General features: G+C 67.5%; 18 protein-coding genes. 9 read left to right on the top strand and 9 right to left on the bottom strand.

Annotation, left to right across the window (positions count from 1 at the left end; translation table 11 throughout):
- Positions 1-2: 2 nt before the first annotated feature.
- From RQI43_RS22575 to RQI43_RS22565, 3 genes are all read right to left on the bottom strand, one after another.
- Positions 3-1622 carry an AMP-binding protein gene (locus RQI43_RS22575; protein WP_311276668.1) on the bottom strand — a complete coding sequence of 540 codons (1620 nt, stop codon included), beginning with the start codon at positions 1620-1622 and terminating at the stop codon, positions 3-5.
- Positions 1623-1632: 10 nt separating this feature from the next.
- The gene (locus RQI43_RS22570; RefSeq protein WP_210348604.1) at positions 1633-2223 is read right to left on the bottom strand and encodes a nitroreductase family protein; all 591 of its coding nucleotides are present in this window, start codon (positions 2221-2223) and stop codon (positions 1633-1635) included.
- A 192-nt stretch (positions 2224-2415) separates the two neighbouring features.
- Complete coding sequence (locus RQI43_RS22565) at positions 2416-2667, bottom strand: hypothetical protein (RefSeq protein ID WP_162239906.1); 252 nt, start codon at positions 2665-2667, stop codon at positions 2416-2418.
- Between RQI43_RS22565 and RQI43_RS22560 the strand changes: the two genes are divergently transcribed.
- Entirely contained in the window at positions 2662-3900 is a 1239-nt protein-coding gene (locus tag RQI43_RS22560; protein WP_311276667.1) for a GGDEF domain-containing protein, read from the top strand. The two genes, RQI43_RS22565 and RQI43_RS22560, sit on opposite strands and share 6 nt — an antisense overlap.
- Positions 3901-4011: 111 nt before the next feature.
- Here the strand turns inward: RQI43_RS22560 and RQI43_RS22555 are convergent, their stop codons facing one another.
- Together RQI43_RS22555 and RQI43_RS22550 are read right to left on the bottom strand one after the other, a co-directional pair.
- A complete protein-coding gene (locus RQI43_RS22555) occupies positions 4012-4251 on the bottom strand; it encodes a hypothetical protein (protein ID WP_018042095.1) in 240 nt (79 codons plus the stop codon).
- Between the two features lie 113 nt (positions 4252-4364).
- The gene (locus tag RQI43_RS22550; protein ID WP_311276666.1) at positions 4365-4592 is read right to left on the bottom strand and encodes a hypothetical protein; all 228 of its coding nucleotides are present in this window, start codon (positions 4590-4592) and stop codon (positions 4365-4367) included.
- A gap of 107 nt (positions 4593-4699) precedes the next feature.
- Here RQI43_RS22550 and RQI43_RS22545 point away from each other — a divergent pair, with 107 nt between their 5' ends.
- On the top strand, positions 4700-4954 hold the full coding sequence (locus RQI43_RS22545) for a hypothetical protein (RefSeq protein ID WP_311276665.1): 255 nt from the start codon (positions 4700-4702) through the stop codon (positions 4952-4954).
- 16 nt (positions 4955-4970) lie between these two features.
- Here the strand turns inward: RQI43_RS22545 and RQI43_RS22540 are convergent, their stop codons facing one another.
- Positions 4971-5528: a glutathione peroxidase gene (locus tag RQI43_RS22540; RefSeq protein ID WP_311276664.1), complete on the bottom strand. Its 558-nt coding sequence runs from the start codon at positions 5526-5528 to the stop codon at positions 4971-4973.
- Positions 5529-5709: 181 nt separating this feature from the next.
- Between RQI43_RS22540 and RQI43_RS22535 the strand changes: the two genes are divergently transcribed.
- Positions 5710-6240 carry a PRC-barrel domain-containing protein gene (locus RQI43_RS22535; protein WP_056429055.1) on the top strand — a complete coding sequence of 177 codons (531 nt, stop codon included), beginning with the start codon at positions 5710-5712 and terminating at the stop codon, positions 6238-6240.
- A 118-nt stretch (positions 6241-6358) separates the two neighbouring features.
- Here the strand turns inward: RQI43_RS22535 and RQI43_RS22530 are convergent, their stop codons facing one another.
- Positions 6359-6763: a hypothetical protein gene (locus RQI43_RS22530; protein WP_056429052.1), complete on the bottom strand. Its 405-nt coding sequence runs from the start codon at positions 6761-6763 to the stop codon at positions 6359-6361.
- Positions 6764-7037: 274 nt separating this feature from the next.
- Here RQI43_RS22530 and argJ point away from each other — a divergent pair, with 274 nt between their 5' ends.
- From argJ to RQI43_RS22510, 4 genes are read left to right on the top strand one after another with little or no spacing between them, the layout of a single operon-like run.
- Complete coding sequence (gene argJ / locus RQI43_RS22525) at positions 7038-8288, top strand: bifunctional glutamate N-acetyltransferase/amino-acid acetyltransferase ArgJ (protein WP_056429049.1); 1251 nt, start codon at positions 7038-7040, stop codon at positions 8286-8288.
- The gene (locus RQI43_RS22520) at positions 8285-9034 is read left to right on the top strand and encodes an SIMPL domain-containing protein (protein ID WP_311276663.1); all 750 of its coding nucleotides are present in this window, start codon (positions 8285-8287) and stop codon (positions 9032-9034) included. Before argJ ends, RQI43_RS22520 begins: the two co-directional genes overlap by 4 nt.
- A complete protein-coding gene (mutT, locus tag RQI43_RS22515; protein WP_311276662.1) occupies positions 9031-9468 on the top strand; it encodes an 8-oxo-dGTP diphosphatase MutT in 438 nt (145 codons plus the stop codon). The genes RQI43_RS22520 and mutT overlap by 4 nt, the downstream gene beginning before the upstream one ends.
- Before the next feature lie 52 nt (positions 9469-9520).
- The gene (locus RQI43_RS22510; protein ID WP_311276661.1) at positions 9521-11065 is read left to right on the top strand and encodes a DUF6880 family protein; all 1545 of its coding nucleotides are present in this window, start codon (positions 9521-9523) and stop codon (positions 11063-11065) included.
- A 6-nt stretch (positions 11066-11071) separates the two neighbouring features.
- Here the strand turns inward: RQI43_RS22510 and RQI43_RS22505 are convergent, their stop codons facing one another.
- A complete protein-coding gene (locus RQI43_RS22505; protein WP_311276660.1) occupies positions 11072-11431 on the bottom strand; it encodes a DUF427 domain-containing protein in 360 nt (119 codons plus the stop codon).
- 10 nt (positions 11432-11441) lie between these two features.
- Positions 11442-12368 carry a methyltransferase domain-containing protein gene (locus RQI43_RS22500; RefSeq protein ID WP_311276659.1) on the bottom strand — a complete coding sequence of 309 codons (927 nt, stop codon included), beginning with the start codon at positions 12366-12368 and terminating at the stop codon, positions 11442-11444.
- Positions 12369-12468: 100 nt separating this feature from the next.
- Between RQI43_RS22500 and RQI43_RS22495 the strand changes: the two genes are divergently transcribed.
- Entirely contained in the window at positions 12469-12696 is a 228-nt protein-coding gene (locus RQI43_RS22495) for a hypothetical protein (RefSeq protein ID WP_311276658.1), read from the top strand.
- 116 nt (positions 12697-12812) lie between these two features.
- Positions 12813-13577 (top strand): ComF family protein, encoded by a 765-nt coding sequence (locus tag RQI43_RS22490; protein WP_311276657.1) that lies wholly within the window; start codon positions 12813-12815, stop codon positions 13575-13577.
- The last annotated feature ends 1 nt before the right edge of the window (position 13578 follow it).

The following is a 13578-nucleotide window of genomic DNA, read 5'->3' as shown; positions in this document are numbered from 1 at the left end:
CCTCAGCCCTCGTCGCGCAACTGCCGCCGGATGATCTTGCCCGAAGTCGTCATCGGCAGGGACTCGCGGAACGCGATCTCGCGCGGATATTCGTGCGCCGAGAGACGCGAGCGGACGAAGGCCCTGATCTCGTCGGCCAGGGCGTCGCTCGCGGCGATCCCTTCCCGCAGGACGACGAAGGCTTTGACGATTTCGGTGCGGAGCGGGTCCGGCTTGCCCACCGCCGCCGCGGAAGCGACAGCCGGATGGCGCAGGAGGCAATCCTCGATCTCCACCGGACCGATGCGGTAGGCCGCCGAGGTGATGAGGTCGTCCTCGCGGCCGATGAAATGGACGTAGCCGTCCGCATCCCGCCGGGCGGTGTCCCCGGTGAGCATCCATTCCCCGCGAAACTTCGCGGCGGTCGCCTCCGGCTGGTTCCAGTAGCCGAGGAACATCACCGGGTCGGGCCGGGCGACGCAGATCTCGCCGGGCTCGTCGATGGCCGTCTCGCTGCCGTCGGCGCGCTGGATCATCACCCGGTGGCCGGGCACCGGGCGGCCGGTGGAGCCGGCGCGCGCAATGCCGGCCGTCTTGCAGGAGGCGAGAACGAGGTTGCACTCGGTCTGGCCATAGGCCTCGCCGATGGTGAGGCCGAGTTCACTGCGGACCCATTCGAAGGTCTCGGGCCCCAGCGCCTCGCCAGCCGAGGCGATGTTGCGGAGCCGGGACAGATCGAAGCGTCCGCGCGGGTCGGGCACGCCGCGCAGCATCCGGAGGGCGGTGGGCGGCAGGAAGGTCGTGGTGATGCCGAGTTCGGCGATGAGCGCCAGGGCCGTCTCCGGCGCGAAGCGCGCGGTGGCCCGCGCCACCACCGGCACGCCGTGATGCAGGCTCGGCAGGACCGCGTTGAGGAGACCGCCCGCCCAGGCCCAATCGGACGGCGTCCACATCAGGTCGCCGGGTTTGGGGGGGAAGTCGTGCATCATGGCAAAGCCCGGCAGGTGGCCGAGAAGCACGCGATGGGCGTGGAGCGCCCCCTTGGCGAGGCCGGTCGTGCCGGACGTGTAGATCATCAGGGCCGGATCGTCGGCCCGGCTGTCGATGGCGGTGAAGCGGTCCTGAGCGGATGCGATCAGATCGGCATAGGCGAGGGCTCCGCCGACGGCACCGTCGAGGCAGATGAGATGGGCCAGAGCCGGGAGAGCATGGCGGATGCCCTCGATCTTCGCCAGTCCGGCCGCATCGGTGATGAGCGCGGCGGCGCCGGAATCCGACAGGCGGTATTCCAGCGCCTCCGGGCCGAACAGGCCCGCCAGCGGCAAGGCGACGGCGCCGAGCTTGTAGGCGGCGGCATGGGCGATCACGACGGCGGCCGATTGGGGCAGAAGCACACCGACGCGGTCGCCGGGGCGCAGGCCCAGCCCAACGAGGGCTTGCGCGAGGCGGTTCGACGCCTCGCGCAAGCCTCCGAATGTCGTCGTCGTCACCGCCCCCGACGACGAGACGTCGTGGATCGCCGCGCGTCCCGGCTCGATCCCGGCCCAGCGGTCGCAGACATCGACGCCGATATTGAACCGCTCGGGGATGTCCCAGGCGAAGCCCGACACCAGGGCATCGTAATCGGAAGCCGGTTTCAGCACGGCGGAGACCTCACGCCGCAGTGGGTTTGAATCCGCCGGCGAACACGAAATCCGTGATCGGACGACGGCCGGTCGGGCTCTCCTTCGCCGTCTGCTCCTCGGTGAGATTGCCCGCTTCGATCATACGGCCGACGCCGTAGGCGGCCTCGACCCGGTAGGTCTCCGGCACGTTCAGGGCCGTGATCGTACGCTCCCGGTCGAACCCGGTCATTCCGTGCGCGTGCCAGCCCTGGCGGATCGCCTGGAGCTGGAAGTTTGCGGATGCCGCGCCGGCATCGAGGGAATGGCTCCAGGACGGCTTGAGCTCGTCGCCGACCTTCATTTGCGTATTCGACACCAGGATCACGATGGCGCCGGTATCCTTCACCCACTTCTGGTTGCCGGGCACGATCAGGTCGAAGAAAACCTGCCAATCGGGCGTGTCGCGCAGGGCGTAGAGGAAGCGCCAGGGCTGCGAGTTATACGCGGACGGCGCCCATCGGGCAGCCTCGAACATCCGCAGCAATTCCGCTTCCGGCACGGCCTCGCCGGTGAAGGCGCGGGGCGAGCGACGCTCGACGAAGAGCGGATCGATCTCATGGTCGGTCTGACGAGGCGGCAAGGCTATCTCCGAACGTGACGACCCCACCTGGCGCCATCGGCCGGCAGGGGACTCCTAGCGAGATGCACGAGGTCGGGTGCAAAGCGCAAATGCCCCTTGCGCATCCGGCTTCCGGCAATGTGGAAATTTCCCCGGGATTGCATGCAAGATCGTTCGAATTTGAACGATCTTTTTCAAGGGGGTTCAGCACTGTTAGGGATCATAATGCGTATTGGCGTTTTTATCGACGTGACGATGCGACCGAACGGCAATGTCGAGGTTGAAGACGGTGCTGTCTGAGGCTTGGACGACAATGAATTCGGGGCGAACGACTTTGAGCCGTGGGCGGATCGCGTGAGTGAAAGACCGGTACGCCGGCTTAGTGCAGGCGGAACTTTGGCACCCGATCTTCCCGGTGCCGGCAAAGACATGCGCCTGCTCGGTGCTATCGATCGGCAGTTGCATGCCAGGACCCTCAAACTCGCCTTCGAATCCGAGCTCGAAGCACGTTTCGAGTACGACACGCGCGAGAAGCGCGTCCGGGACATCCGTTACACGATCGTCCTCGGCATGGTGGTCTTCCACGTCTACAACGTCGCGGGTTTCGTGACGACGCCGGACCTCGCCCTTCTCAATGTCGGGTTGCGGGTTCTGGCGATGACGCCGCTGGCTCTGCTGATCATCTGGGCGGTAGGGTGGGTCAGTGGTCCGGTCCGCGAAGCCATTGGCGGGATCGGCATGCTTGCGGCCACCGGTATCCCCATCCTGATCTTCTGGATGGGAACGGGTCCGCTGGTCTCGCTGACAACGGCGACTATCTGGCTCAGCGTCCTCTTCGCCAACATCACCCTACCGCTGCGGTTCTTCTGGGCCTGCTTCCTGTCGGGTATCACGGCCATCGCGGTGGCGGCGGGACTGTATCTGAAGCCGGACATCGCAGCGCCGGTGGGCGGCGTCCTCGGCCTCGACATGATGACGGGCATCCTCTTCAGCCTCGTCGCCACCTACAAGATCGAAGCCGCGAACCGGCGTGACTACTTGGTCAACCTGCGCGATAGCTTGCGCGCCAAGCGCCTGGCCGAGGACAACACGACCCTCGCCCATCTTTCCACCACCGATCCGCTTACCGGCATCGCCAATCGGCGCGCTTTTGCGCGCGAGCTCTCCGAGTTCTGGGAAGCGAGCCTCGGAGGCCGGCATTTCGCCGTGATGCTGATCGACGTCGATTATTTCAAGCTGTTCAACGACCATTACGGCCACGGCGCCGGCGATACGTGCCTGCGTGAGGTGTCCGCCCTGCTGGCGAAGACGGCTGCGGGGTCGGGTGCGTTCGTCAGCCGCTATGGTGGCGAGGAATTCGCAGTCCTGATGCACACCAGCGATCCCGACGAGGCCTATGGGGTCGCGGAACGGTTCCGCCGCAGCATCGCGGAGAAGGGCCTGATTCACGGAAACCGGAACGATCACCTCGGCTTCGTCAGCGTCAGCATCGGCGTGGCGACGAGCTGCGGCCCCGCCGCCACGGCCGTAGCGCTGGTCGAAGCGGCCGACATGGCTCTCTACGAGGCAAAAGGCACCGGCCGGAATCGAACTTGCCACAGCGGTAAGAACGGCAACGGCGAAGGAGGCCCGACGAGATACGTGGCGGCCGCGCAGTGGAGCGCCACCGAAAAACAGCCGGTCGCCAAATCCGGCTGAGCGGCAAGCATCTCTGTCAGGGCTGAGGCAGCGGTCTCAGAGCGAGCCGACCGGAAATCCGTACCGGTCCCGTCCCACGACAGGACGAGACCGGCGGGAACTGAGCGTGAGTTAATCGACGACCTTCGCCGTGGGACGGTCGTTGCCCTGAGCTGTTTCGTCGTGCCAGTCGCCCTTGCCGTCCTGGTAGCGGATACCCTCGGTGGAGCCCGGCACCTGCTGTTCGGCAGCGGCGGCCTGGGCGGCCTGCAGCGCTTCGTCGTGGCTCGGGAAGGTCTCGGAGAAGACGTCGCCGACCTTGTAGGCGAAGCCGCCATCGTGCTCGACGATGCGATAGGTGATCTCGGACATGCTGGTTCCTCCTCGAGGCGCCGACGTTTTGGCGCCAAGTGCTTGGCATGGCGAACGGAGCGGGGCTGTCCCAGGTTCCGTCCCCAAGTTCCGTCCCCGGGTTCCGTCGCGACTCAGTGACGGGTGGCTGGAGCCTGCGTGATGCGAGAAACGGCCGCCTCGCAACCGGCGATCAACGAACCGCGCACATCGCCGGAATCGTAGCCGGCGCCATCTGGGAAGGCCATGATATGCGTGACGTCGTCCCCCTCACGATGGATATGGCCGAGCCATCCCTTGGCGACACGCTCGAAGCGCACCTCGAAACGCGCGCCGTCATGCTCGAACTCATGAGGGTCCATCTGTTTTTTCCTTTCGAGCCGCTGGAGGACGGCGCATCGGACGATGCCTCGCCGGATGTGGGAAGCCGGGCTATGGCGTCAAAGACCGACTGAAAAGGAAATCGGCGATGCGCCTGAACCTGCCTGCAGCCCTCCTCCTGACGATCCTGGCCGGCCCATCGGCCTGGGCGCAATCCGGCGGAAGCCTGTTCGGAAGCCCCGAGCGCGTACCGGCCAACCCCTTCGCGTCGAACTATCCGTCCGCGGCTCCTTCACGTTCCGATGGGGTCTACGAACGCTCGTCGCGCGGAGGCACGAGACGACAAGCGGCACGCCCGCGGCGGGTCGAGCCGCTTCGCCCGCCCCGCGACATCCCGCAATGATCTCGGGCCTCGGGCATCAGCTCTGACTCAGTTCACCGGCGATGGCAGTGACGATGCGAGGATCGTTGGGTTCCACCGACGAGGGATAGGCGCCGACGAGGCCGCCATCGCGGCCGATCAGGTATTTGTGGAAGTTCCAGTTCGGTGTCGAACCGGGCTTCTCGGCGGCGGCCCAGCGATAGAACGGGTGGGCCTGCGGCCCGCGCACATGGGTCTTGGCGGCGACGGGAAAGGTGACGCCGTGATTCCGGCGGGCCGCCTCGGCGATGGCAACGCCGTCGAGGGGCTCCTGATTGCCGAAATCCGGCGACGGCACGGCGATCACCGTCAGGCCGCGCCCGCCGAAGCGCGTCCACAGAGCCTGAAGCCCGGAGAACTGTCCGGCAAAGCCGCAGGCGGTGGCGGTGTTGACGATGAGGATCGGCTTGTCCGCAAAATCCTTGAGAGCGATCAGCCCGCCTTCCGGTTTCTCGAAGGCAAAGGCCCTCGCATTGCCCTCGCTGGTCGCGGCGCGCGCACCGGTTGCGATGACGCTGCCGAGAAGAAACAGGGCCTGTCGGCGAAGTAGGGTCATCGGGGGTCGCTCCCTGGGCGGACAGAGGCTGGAATCGGCCCGCTTTCGCCCTGACGGAAACTAGTCCGGCGATCCGGACTGTCCACTATCGGGTGCATCGTGGGTGGAACCTTTCGCAAGGGCTCAGCTTGAGCGAGGACCGAGTTCGACCACCGAACCCAGAGCGGAAAGACACGCCCCTATGCGCATCCTGTTGCTTGCAGCGACCCTCGCAACGCCCCTCGTCTTCGCTGGAGCGTCGATTGCCGGTGCTCAGACGGCGGATCCGCAGAATGCGGGCTCGGCTCCGGCTCCGGCGGCCCCCGCCACTCTCAACAACGACCTGCGTCCGACCTTCGTCGCACAGGCGCCGTCCGACCGGGTCACCTCCAAGCTGATCGGCCTGACCATCCAGAACGGCGCCAACGAGACGATCGGCGAGATCGCCGACATCGTTCTCGACGAGAGCAGCACGATCAAAGCCTGGGTCGTCGGCGTCGGCGGATTCCTCGGCATCGGTACGAAATACGTGGCCGTGGATCCGAGCGCCCTGAAGCTCGCCCGAGTCGACGACAAGGCGATGAAGGCGACGATCGACACCAACAAGGATCAGCTCCGCGCCGCGCCGGAATATGTCTATCTCGGTCAGGCCAAGCCCAATTCCGGCGACACCAAGTCGACGGAGACGAGGGCGCCCGATGCCAAGCCGGCGGAAACCAAGACGGCTCCCTGACGCCAAAGGCACGCCGGCATAGCGTGCCTTGGAGCCGTGGCGATGTAACGAGAAGGGCGGCCGAGACAGTGATGTCTCGGCCGCCCTTCTCGTTACCCGATCGGAAGAGTCCTAAAGGTCAATCTCGGTTTCCGAGAGCCTCGCGCACGGTGCTGGCGACCGCGTCGTTTCTGACCTCGTTCGTCACGTAGACGTCGTCATGGCCGTCCTCGATCACCTCGGGCAGAGGGTCGCGCGGAGCTTCGTTGGCGAAGACGATCCGCAGGTCGGGCCGCAGGGCGCGCGCTTCGAGAACAAGCTTGGTCGAACACAACTCGCCCTTGAGGCTGATATCGGTGACGAGCACGTCGACCGGGAGGCCGAGGGCCAGAACCGTCATCGCATCGACGCCGGAATCGACGGTCGTGGCGGCGTATCCGGCACGCCGGATCTGCGATGCCACCTCGTCGCGCCAGTGTTTCTGTCGTCCAGCGATCAGAACCTGAACGCCGTAGGCTCCACCGGTGGAAGCCGTCGGTTCCATGGTCGAAACTCCTCGTTTCCGCCTGGGCGCGCCTGGATCGGCTCAAGCCAGTTCCAGCACGTATCTTCTGTGCGACGCGTCATCGTAGGACACGTTTGCACTGCAGGACAAGGCGTCCGCAGATGTCCGTTGCGTCGGATACAGGAAATCCCCGAGGAGCTTGACTGTTCCCTCGAAAGCGCCCGCCGGTGTTGACGTGGCGGCGGTGGGCGATGCAACACCGCCGCGCCGCCAGAGAATCGATAGCGGCGGATTGCCGGAGCCCGACCGACTGATGTCATCCGCCAAAACTCCCCCCGTCTCGCCCCTCGCACCGAAATCCGTGCCGGACCTGCCGCCCATCGCCGGCGTCGGCATCGCCACCGCGCAGGCGGGCATCCGCTATTCCGGGCGCACCGACGTGCTCTATCTGGCGTTGCAGCCGGGGACACAGGCGGCGGGCGTGTTCACCCGCTCGAAATGCCCCTCCGCACCGGTGGATTGGTGCCGCGAAGCCCTGGCGAGGGAAGGCGCCCGCGCCCTCATCGTCAATTCCGGCAATGCCAACGCCTTCACCGGAGCGCGTGGACGGGACGCCGTGGAACTCACCGCGAAGATCGGTGCCGAGGCGGCGGGATGCCGGCCCGACGAGGTCTTCATCGCCTCCACCGGCGTCATCGGCGAGCCCCTCGACGCGACCAAGTTCGAAGGTGTGCTGAGCGATTGCGCGGCCCGGACCGAGACCGGCCCAGCAGCCTGGGCGGCGGCGGCGCAGGCGATCATGACCACCGACACCTTCCCCAAGCTCGGCACGCGCACGGCGACGATCGACGGGACAACGGTGACGATCAACGGCATCGCCAAGGGCGCGGGCATGATCGCGCCCGACATGGCGACGATGCTGAGCTTCGTCTTCACCGACGCGGCCCTGCCGCAGGTCGTGCTGCAGACCCTTTTGAGCGCCGGCACGCAGACGAGCTTCAACTGCGTGACGGTGGATGGCGACACCTCCACCTCCGACACGCTGATGCTGTTCGCCACCGGAGCCGCCGGCAACGCACCCGTGACCGATCCGGGCGACGCCCGCCTGTCGGGCTTCCGCGCGGCGCTGGACGATCTGCTCATCGAGCTGGCGCAGCTCGTCGCCAAGGATGGCGAGGGCGCGCGCAAGTTCGTCACCGTCAACGTGAAGGGCGCGACGAACGATGCCTCGGCCCACCGCATCGCCATGTCCATCGCCAATTCGCCCCTGGTGAAGACGGCCATCGCCGGGGAGGACGCCAATTGGGGCCGCGTCGTCATGGCGGTGGGCAAGGCCGGGGAGCCCGCCGACCGTGATCGCCTCGCGATCTGGTTCGGCGACGTCCGCGTCGCCCGCGAGGGCGCCCGCGACCCGGATTACAGCGAGGCGGCAGCGAGCGCCGTCATGCGCGAATCGGACGTCGCCGTGACGGTCGATCTCGGCCTGGGCAATGGCACGGCGCGGGTTTGGACCTGTGACCTGACCAAGGGCTATATCGAGATCAATGGGGATTACCGTTCATGAGCCGCTCGTCCGAGCGCGCTCCGCGCCGGTTCCGGATCGCCGTCGCATCCGTTCTGCTCGCCGCCCTGGCGCTTCCCGCATGGGCAGACGAGCACGACAAGCGTGAGAGCCGCATCGTCGTCACCGGCCGCGCCCGCGCCGAGACGCCACCGGATTTCGCCTCGGTTGAGATCGGGATCGAAGCCAAGGGCGCGACGCCTGCTGCCGCCCTCGACGGAGCGAGCAACGTCGCCCGCGCGCTCATCACGCTGTCGGCCGGGTTCGGCGTCGGCGAGAGCGATATCGGCACGACGGCGGTCACCCTCACGCAGGCGACGCGGGAGGTACGCCAACCCGACGGCAGCACCACCGAGAAGGCAGACGGCTACCGCGCCGCCAATAGCGTGCGGGTGCGCCTGGCCGATATGGGCAAGCTCGGCGAGCTGATGCGCAAGGCTTTGGACGCGGGCGCCAACCGGATCGAGGGCGTGGCGTTCGGCCTGAAGGACCCCAATGCGGCGGAGGCGACCGTACAGGTGGCGGCCATGAAGGATGCGATGGCGCAGGCGGGACGCCTCGCCGAGGCCGCCGGTGTGAAGCTCGGAGCGCCCCTGCTGATTCAGACGACGCCCCAGGGGGGCGGGATGCCGATGGCGATGGCGGCGGCTCCGATGCGGTCCAAGCGCTCCGGCGTGCCGGTGCCGCTGGCGGCGGGCACGATCGAGACGAGCGCCGAGGTCTCGGCCAGCTTCGCGATCCTGCCGTGACACAAGACTCCGCCGTGGCGGCGCCTCCGTTCCGCATCCTCCTCGTGGTGGCGGTCGCCCTGGTGGATACGGATAGTCGTGTCCTCCTGGCCCAGCGCCCGGAGGGCAAGCAGCTCGCCGGTCTCTGGGAATTCCCCGGCGGCAAGGTCGAGCCGGGCGAGCGGCCGGAGGAAACCCTGATCCGCGAATTGCGCGAGGAGATCGGGATCGAGGTGAAAGAGGCCTGCCTTGCTCCGCTGACCTTCGCGAGCCACGCCTATCCCGATTTCCACCTGCTGATGCCGCTCTATGTCTGCCGACGCTGGGAGGGCATGGCCCGTTCCATGGAGGGGCAGGCGCTGAAATGGGTGCGCCCGCGCGAACTCAAGGACCAGCCGATGCCGCCCGCCGATGCGCCGCTGATCCCGTTCCTGGTCGATCTCCTCGGACCTTGATGGCTGCACCCTGCCGCCACAGGTTGTCCGTCGGAGGCGGGAGACGGAAAGCATGGCGCGCAAGGCAGCGGTAAAGACGGCCCCCAAGCCGAGCGCGGTCGCGGCGGAGAAGCCGAAGCGCGTCACGCGCAAGACCACGCCGTCGCCCGAGACTTTGGCGCCGCTGGGGCTCGACCGATTGATCGGCCTCGTCCTCGACGAGACTGCGCGTAACCCCGCCTTCAAGAAGCTCGTCACCGCCGCGATCGCCGGATTGCAGGGCCCCGATGCCGTCGCCGCCCTGATCGACAGACGGTTGACTGCCCTCGAACGGGCCCACGGTTACATCGACTGGCAGAAGCGGCGCAGCTTCGCCGCCGATCTCGACGCCACGATCTCCACCATCGTCTCGGAACTGGCTCCCCTCGACGTGGATTCCGCCCTCAACCGGTTGATCCGTTTCCTAGGCGGGGCGCAGGGCGTGCTGGAGCGCGTCGACGATTCCAGCGGCCAGGTGGTGGGCGTCTACGAACGGGCGACGCATGCCGCCGCCGATCTGGCGCTTCGGCTCCCTCCGGCCGAGGCCGCCCAATTGGCCGTGAGACTGGTGCCGCTCCTCGAGACGGACGGGTTCGGCATCCTCGATGCCCTGTTGCTCACGGTGGTGGAGGGCCTGCCCGATACCGCTTTGGAGCCGGTCGACGCGGCCCTCGCATCGGCGACACCGCCGGAACCGAAGGAATCGGGCAAGCCGGCAACCCGCTCGGCCGCCTTCAGCACGCAGGGCTGGGACCGGAAGATGGAGCGCATGCGCCTGCTGCGGATGCGCCAGGCCCTCGCCGACCGGCGCGGCGACGTCGAGGCTTTTATCGCCCTGGAGCAGGCGATCTCCCCCGATCATCCCAACACGATGGCCGTGGCGGAGCGTCTGCTCTCGGCGAACCGCGCCGCCGAGGCCCTCGACTGGATCGGACGGCCGCAGAAGCGCGGAATCGTCGTCGTCACCCGCGAGCAGATGCTGACGGGAAGCTTCGACCCGGACGCGCCCCAGCGTGAGCGGGCCTCCCTCGAAATCCGCATCCTCGACGCTCTCGGCCGCAGGGACGAGGCCCAGGCAAAGCGCTGGGCCTGTTTTGAAGCCCGTCTCGACCGCGAGATGCTGCGCGACTACGTCGCCAAGCTTCCCGATTTCGAGGACGAAGAGGCGCTGGAGCGTGCCTTCGACCATGCGGCCTCTCACGACGATCCCTACCGCGCCCTGCATTTCCTCGTGCACTGGCCCAAGCGCGATCGCGCCGCGCGCCTCGTCATCGACAAGGCCGCGACATGGGACGGCAACCGCTATGAGATCCTCGCTCCCGCGGCGGAGGCTCTGGAAGAGGCGAGCCCGAAGGCGGCGAGCCTGCTCTACCGCTGCATGATCGACGACATGCTGAGCAAGGGCCGCTCCAGCGCCTACGGTTACGGCGCACGCCACCTCCTGGCCCTCGATGCCCTGGCGCAGCGGCTCGAACCGGGCGACCTCACGCCGGACCACGCCGCCTATCGGGACGCCTTGCGCAAGGCACACGGGCGGAAATCCGCCTTCTGGGAGAAGGCCGGACAATCCCGCGTATGACGGAACTCAGCTCACCTCGATGGCGTCGACCCTGTCCGGATAGAAGGCGAGATGATCCTTGATTTCGGCGACGGCGGGAAACGGAGTCTCGTAGCTCCAGACCGCGTCGGCCCGAACCGTATCGCCGACCGTCAGCGTGTAGTAGCTGGCCTCGCCCTTGTAGGGGCAGTGGCTCCTGCGCGCCGAGCGGGTGAAATGCTCCCAGCGCGCATCGGCGCGGGGCAGGTAATAGACAGGCCCGTAAGCCGCCTCGCGGAGGACGAGGGCGGCTCCGGATTCCGCGATCACGGTTCCGTCTAGGATGACGCGGACGCGCAGAGGGCTCGTCTTGATGGTGATGGGATGGTCCGGGCCGGGCTGTTTCATCGTCGTCTCCTCAGGGATCGCTGGTCGTGCCGGGCGTGATCTTGCCGAGCGTGATCTTGCCGGGCGTGATCTCGGGAACGCCAAGGGCGTCGGCGAGACGGGACTTGGCGCTGCCGGGCTTCAGCGGTTTCTGCTGGCTCTCGTGCGGCGCCCAGCCGGAGAGCCACAGGATCTCGAACGTCGCCCGTAAGCGCCCATCGGGATCGGCGAACCGCTCGGCATAGATCGCGGCCATCCGCATCAGGGTGTCTCGGCGCAGAGGCGTGCGGCGGCGCTCGGTCAGCACGTTGGTGAGGCCCATGGCGCGCAGGTCGCGCATCAGGGCGAAGGGATCGGCGTAGCGCACGGTGATCGTGTCGACATCCGTCACCGGCAGGGCGAAGCCGGCGCGCTGGAGCAGGCTGCCCATCTCGCGCACCTCGGCGAAGGGCGCCACGCGCGGACTGATTCCGCCTTCGATCTCGACCTCGGCCTGCCCGAAGGACTGGCGCAGTTCGGTGAGAGTGCGCCCGCCGAGGAGACAGCCGACGAACAGCCCGTCGGGCTTCAACACCCGCCGCAACTGGGCCAGCGCACCCGGCAGATCGTTGACGTGCTGCAGGGCCAGCAGCGACAGGGCGAGATCGAAACGGGAAGCCGCCAGCGGCAGCGCTTCCGGATCGCCGACCATGAGGGCGAGACCATCGCCGGCCTCTGCCAGTGGCGCCACACGGGTGACGGCGCCGACGCGGCCGGAGCGCAGAAGATGGCGGGCGGGGGCGGAGCTCGGCGTCCCGAGGTCGAGCGCCTCGGGAAAGGGGCGCAGCACCGCAGCGAGACGATCGTCGAGATCCTCGGCGAGTCGCGCCAGCAGGAAATCGGCATAGCCCGCACGGGTGGCGCGCAGGAGGCGGAGACGGGCAAGGGCCGTATCGAAGAGGGGCGGTGGGCTGGTCATCTCGCTCCTATAGCTGGCGCGAAAACGTGATCCTGCCAGCCGGAACGGGGCAGAGCGGCGAGAGGTTGGCGCATCATAACGAAAACCGGAGACCGGATTCATGATTCGACTTCTGACGGGAATCGCCTTGTCCACCCTCGCGGCCCTCTCACTGAATGGGGCCGCCGAAGCCAAGGGCTGCATCAAGGGCGCGCTCGTGGGCGGCGTCGCCGGCCATATGGCCGGACACGGCAAGATGGGGGCAGCAGCCGGCTGCGCCATCGGACACCACAGGGCCAACAAGAAGGACAAGCAGCAGAACCAGGGCCAGCAGCCCGCGGCACAGTAGGGCGCCGCTTTCCGGACGTCGCTTCGCCGGGACAATCTTGCGCAAGGTTTTCCCTTTGCAAGGTCTTCTCCGCGTAAGGTCTTCGCGAAGCGACGAACTGGACCTAAGCACGCATTATGGTGTCCGCCGCCCAATTTCTTCGGCGGGGTGTCCGTTCGATCTCGGCGGGCGCCCTCGGCCTGATCTACCCGCCGACCTGTGCTGGCTGCGGTGCCGCCACCGCCGATCCGCATGCCCTGTGCCCCCGTTGCTGGTCGAGCCTGCGCCTCATCGAACAGCCCTATTGCCCGCGCCTGGGCACGCCGTTTCCCGTCGATCTGGGGCTCGGCCCCCTCTTGTCCCCGCGCGCCATCGCCGATCCCCCCGTCTTCGGGCGGGCCAGGGCCGTCGCGCTTTACGACGATGTGGCGCGTGATCTCGTCCACCGCCTGAAATACGAGGACCGGCTCGATCTCGCCGCCCCCATGGCGCGGATGATGGCATCGGCGGGTGCCGAATTACTGAGGGAGGCCGATTGCCTCATTCCCGTGCCGCTGCACTGGACCCGGCTGTGGCGCCGTCGTTTCAATCAGGCCGCCCTCCTCGGCCGTGGCATCGGCCGCATCGCCTCCCTGCCCTGCGAGACCTCGCTTCTCACACGGGTGAAGGCGACGCGCTCGCAGGTCGGGCTCAGCCGCGCGGCGCGGGCGACGAATCTCCAGGGCGCGTTCCGGGTCCCCGCATCGGCGAAGCCCAGGCTCCAGGGGCGAAGGGTTCTGCTCATCGACGATGTCACCACCACCGGCTCCACCGCCAATGCTGCATCGCGGGTGCTCTTGCGGGGAGGAGCGGCTTCGGTGGACGTCCTCACCTTCGCCCTGGTCGCCGCCGAGGCAGGTTGAG

It is taken from the genome of Methylobacterium sp. WCS2018Hpa-22, from assembly GCF_031843785.1.
Classification (GTDB): Bacteria; Pseudomonadota; Alphaproteobacteria; order Rhizobiales; family Beijerinckiaceae; genus Methylobacterium.
This window is presented reverse-complemented; position numbering and strand designations above follow the sequence as displayed.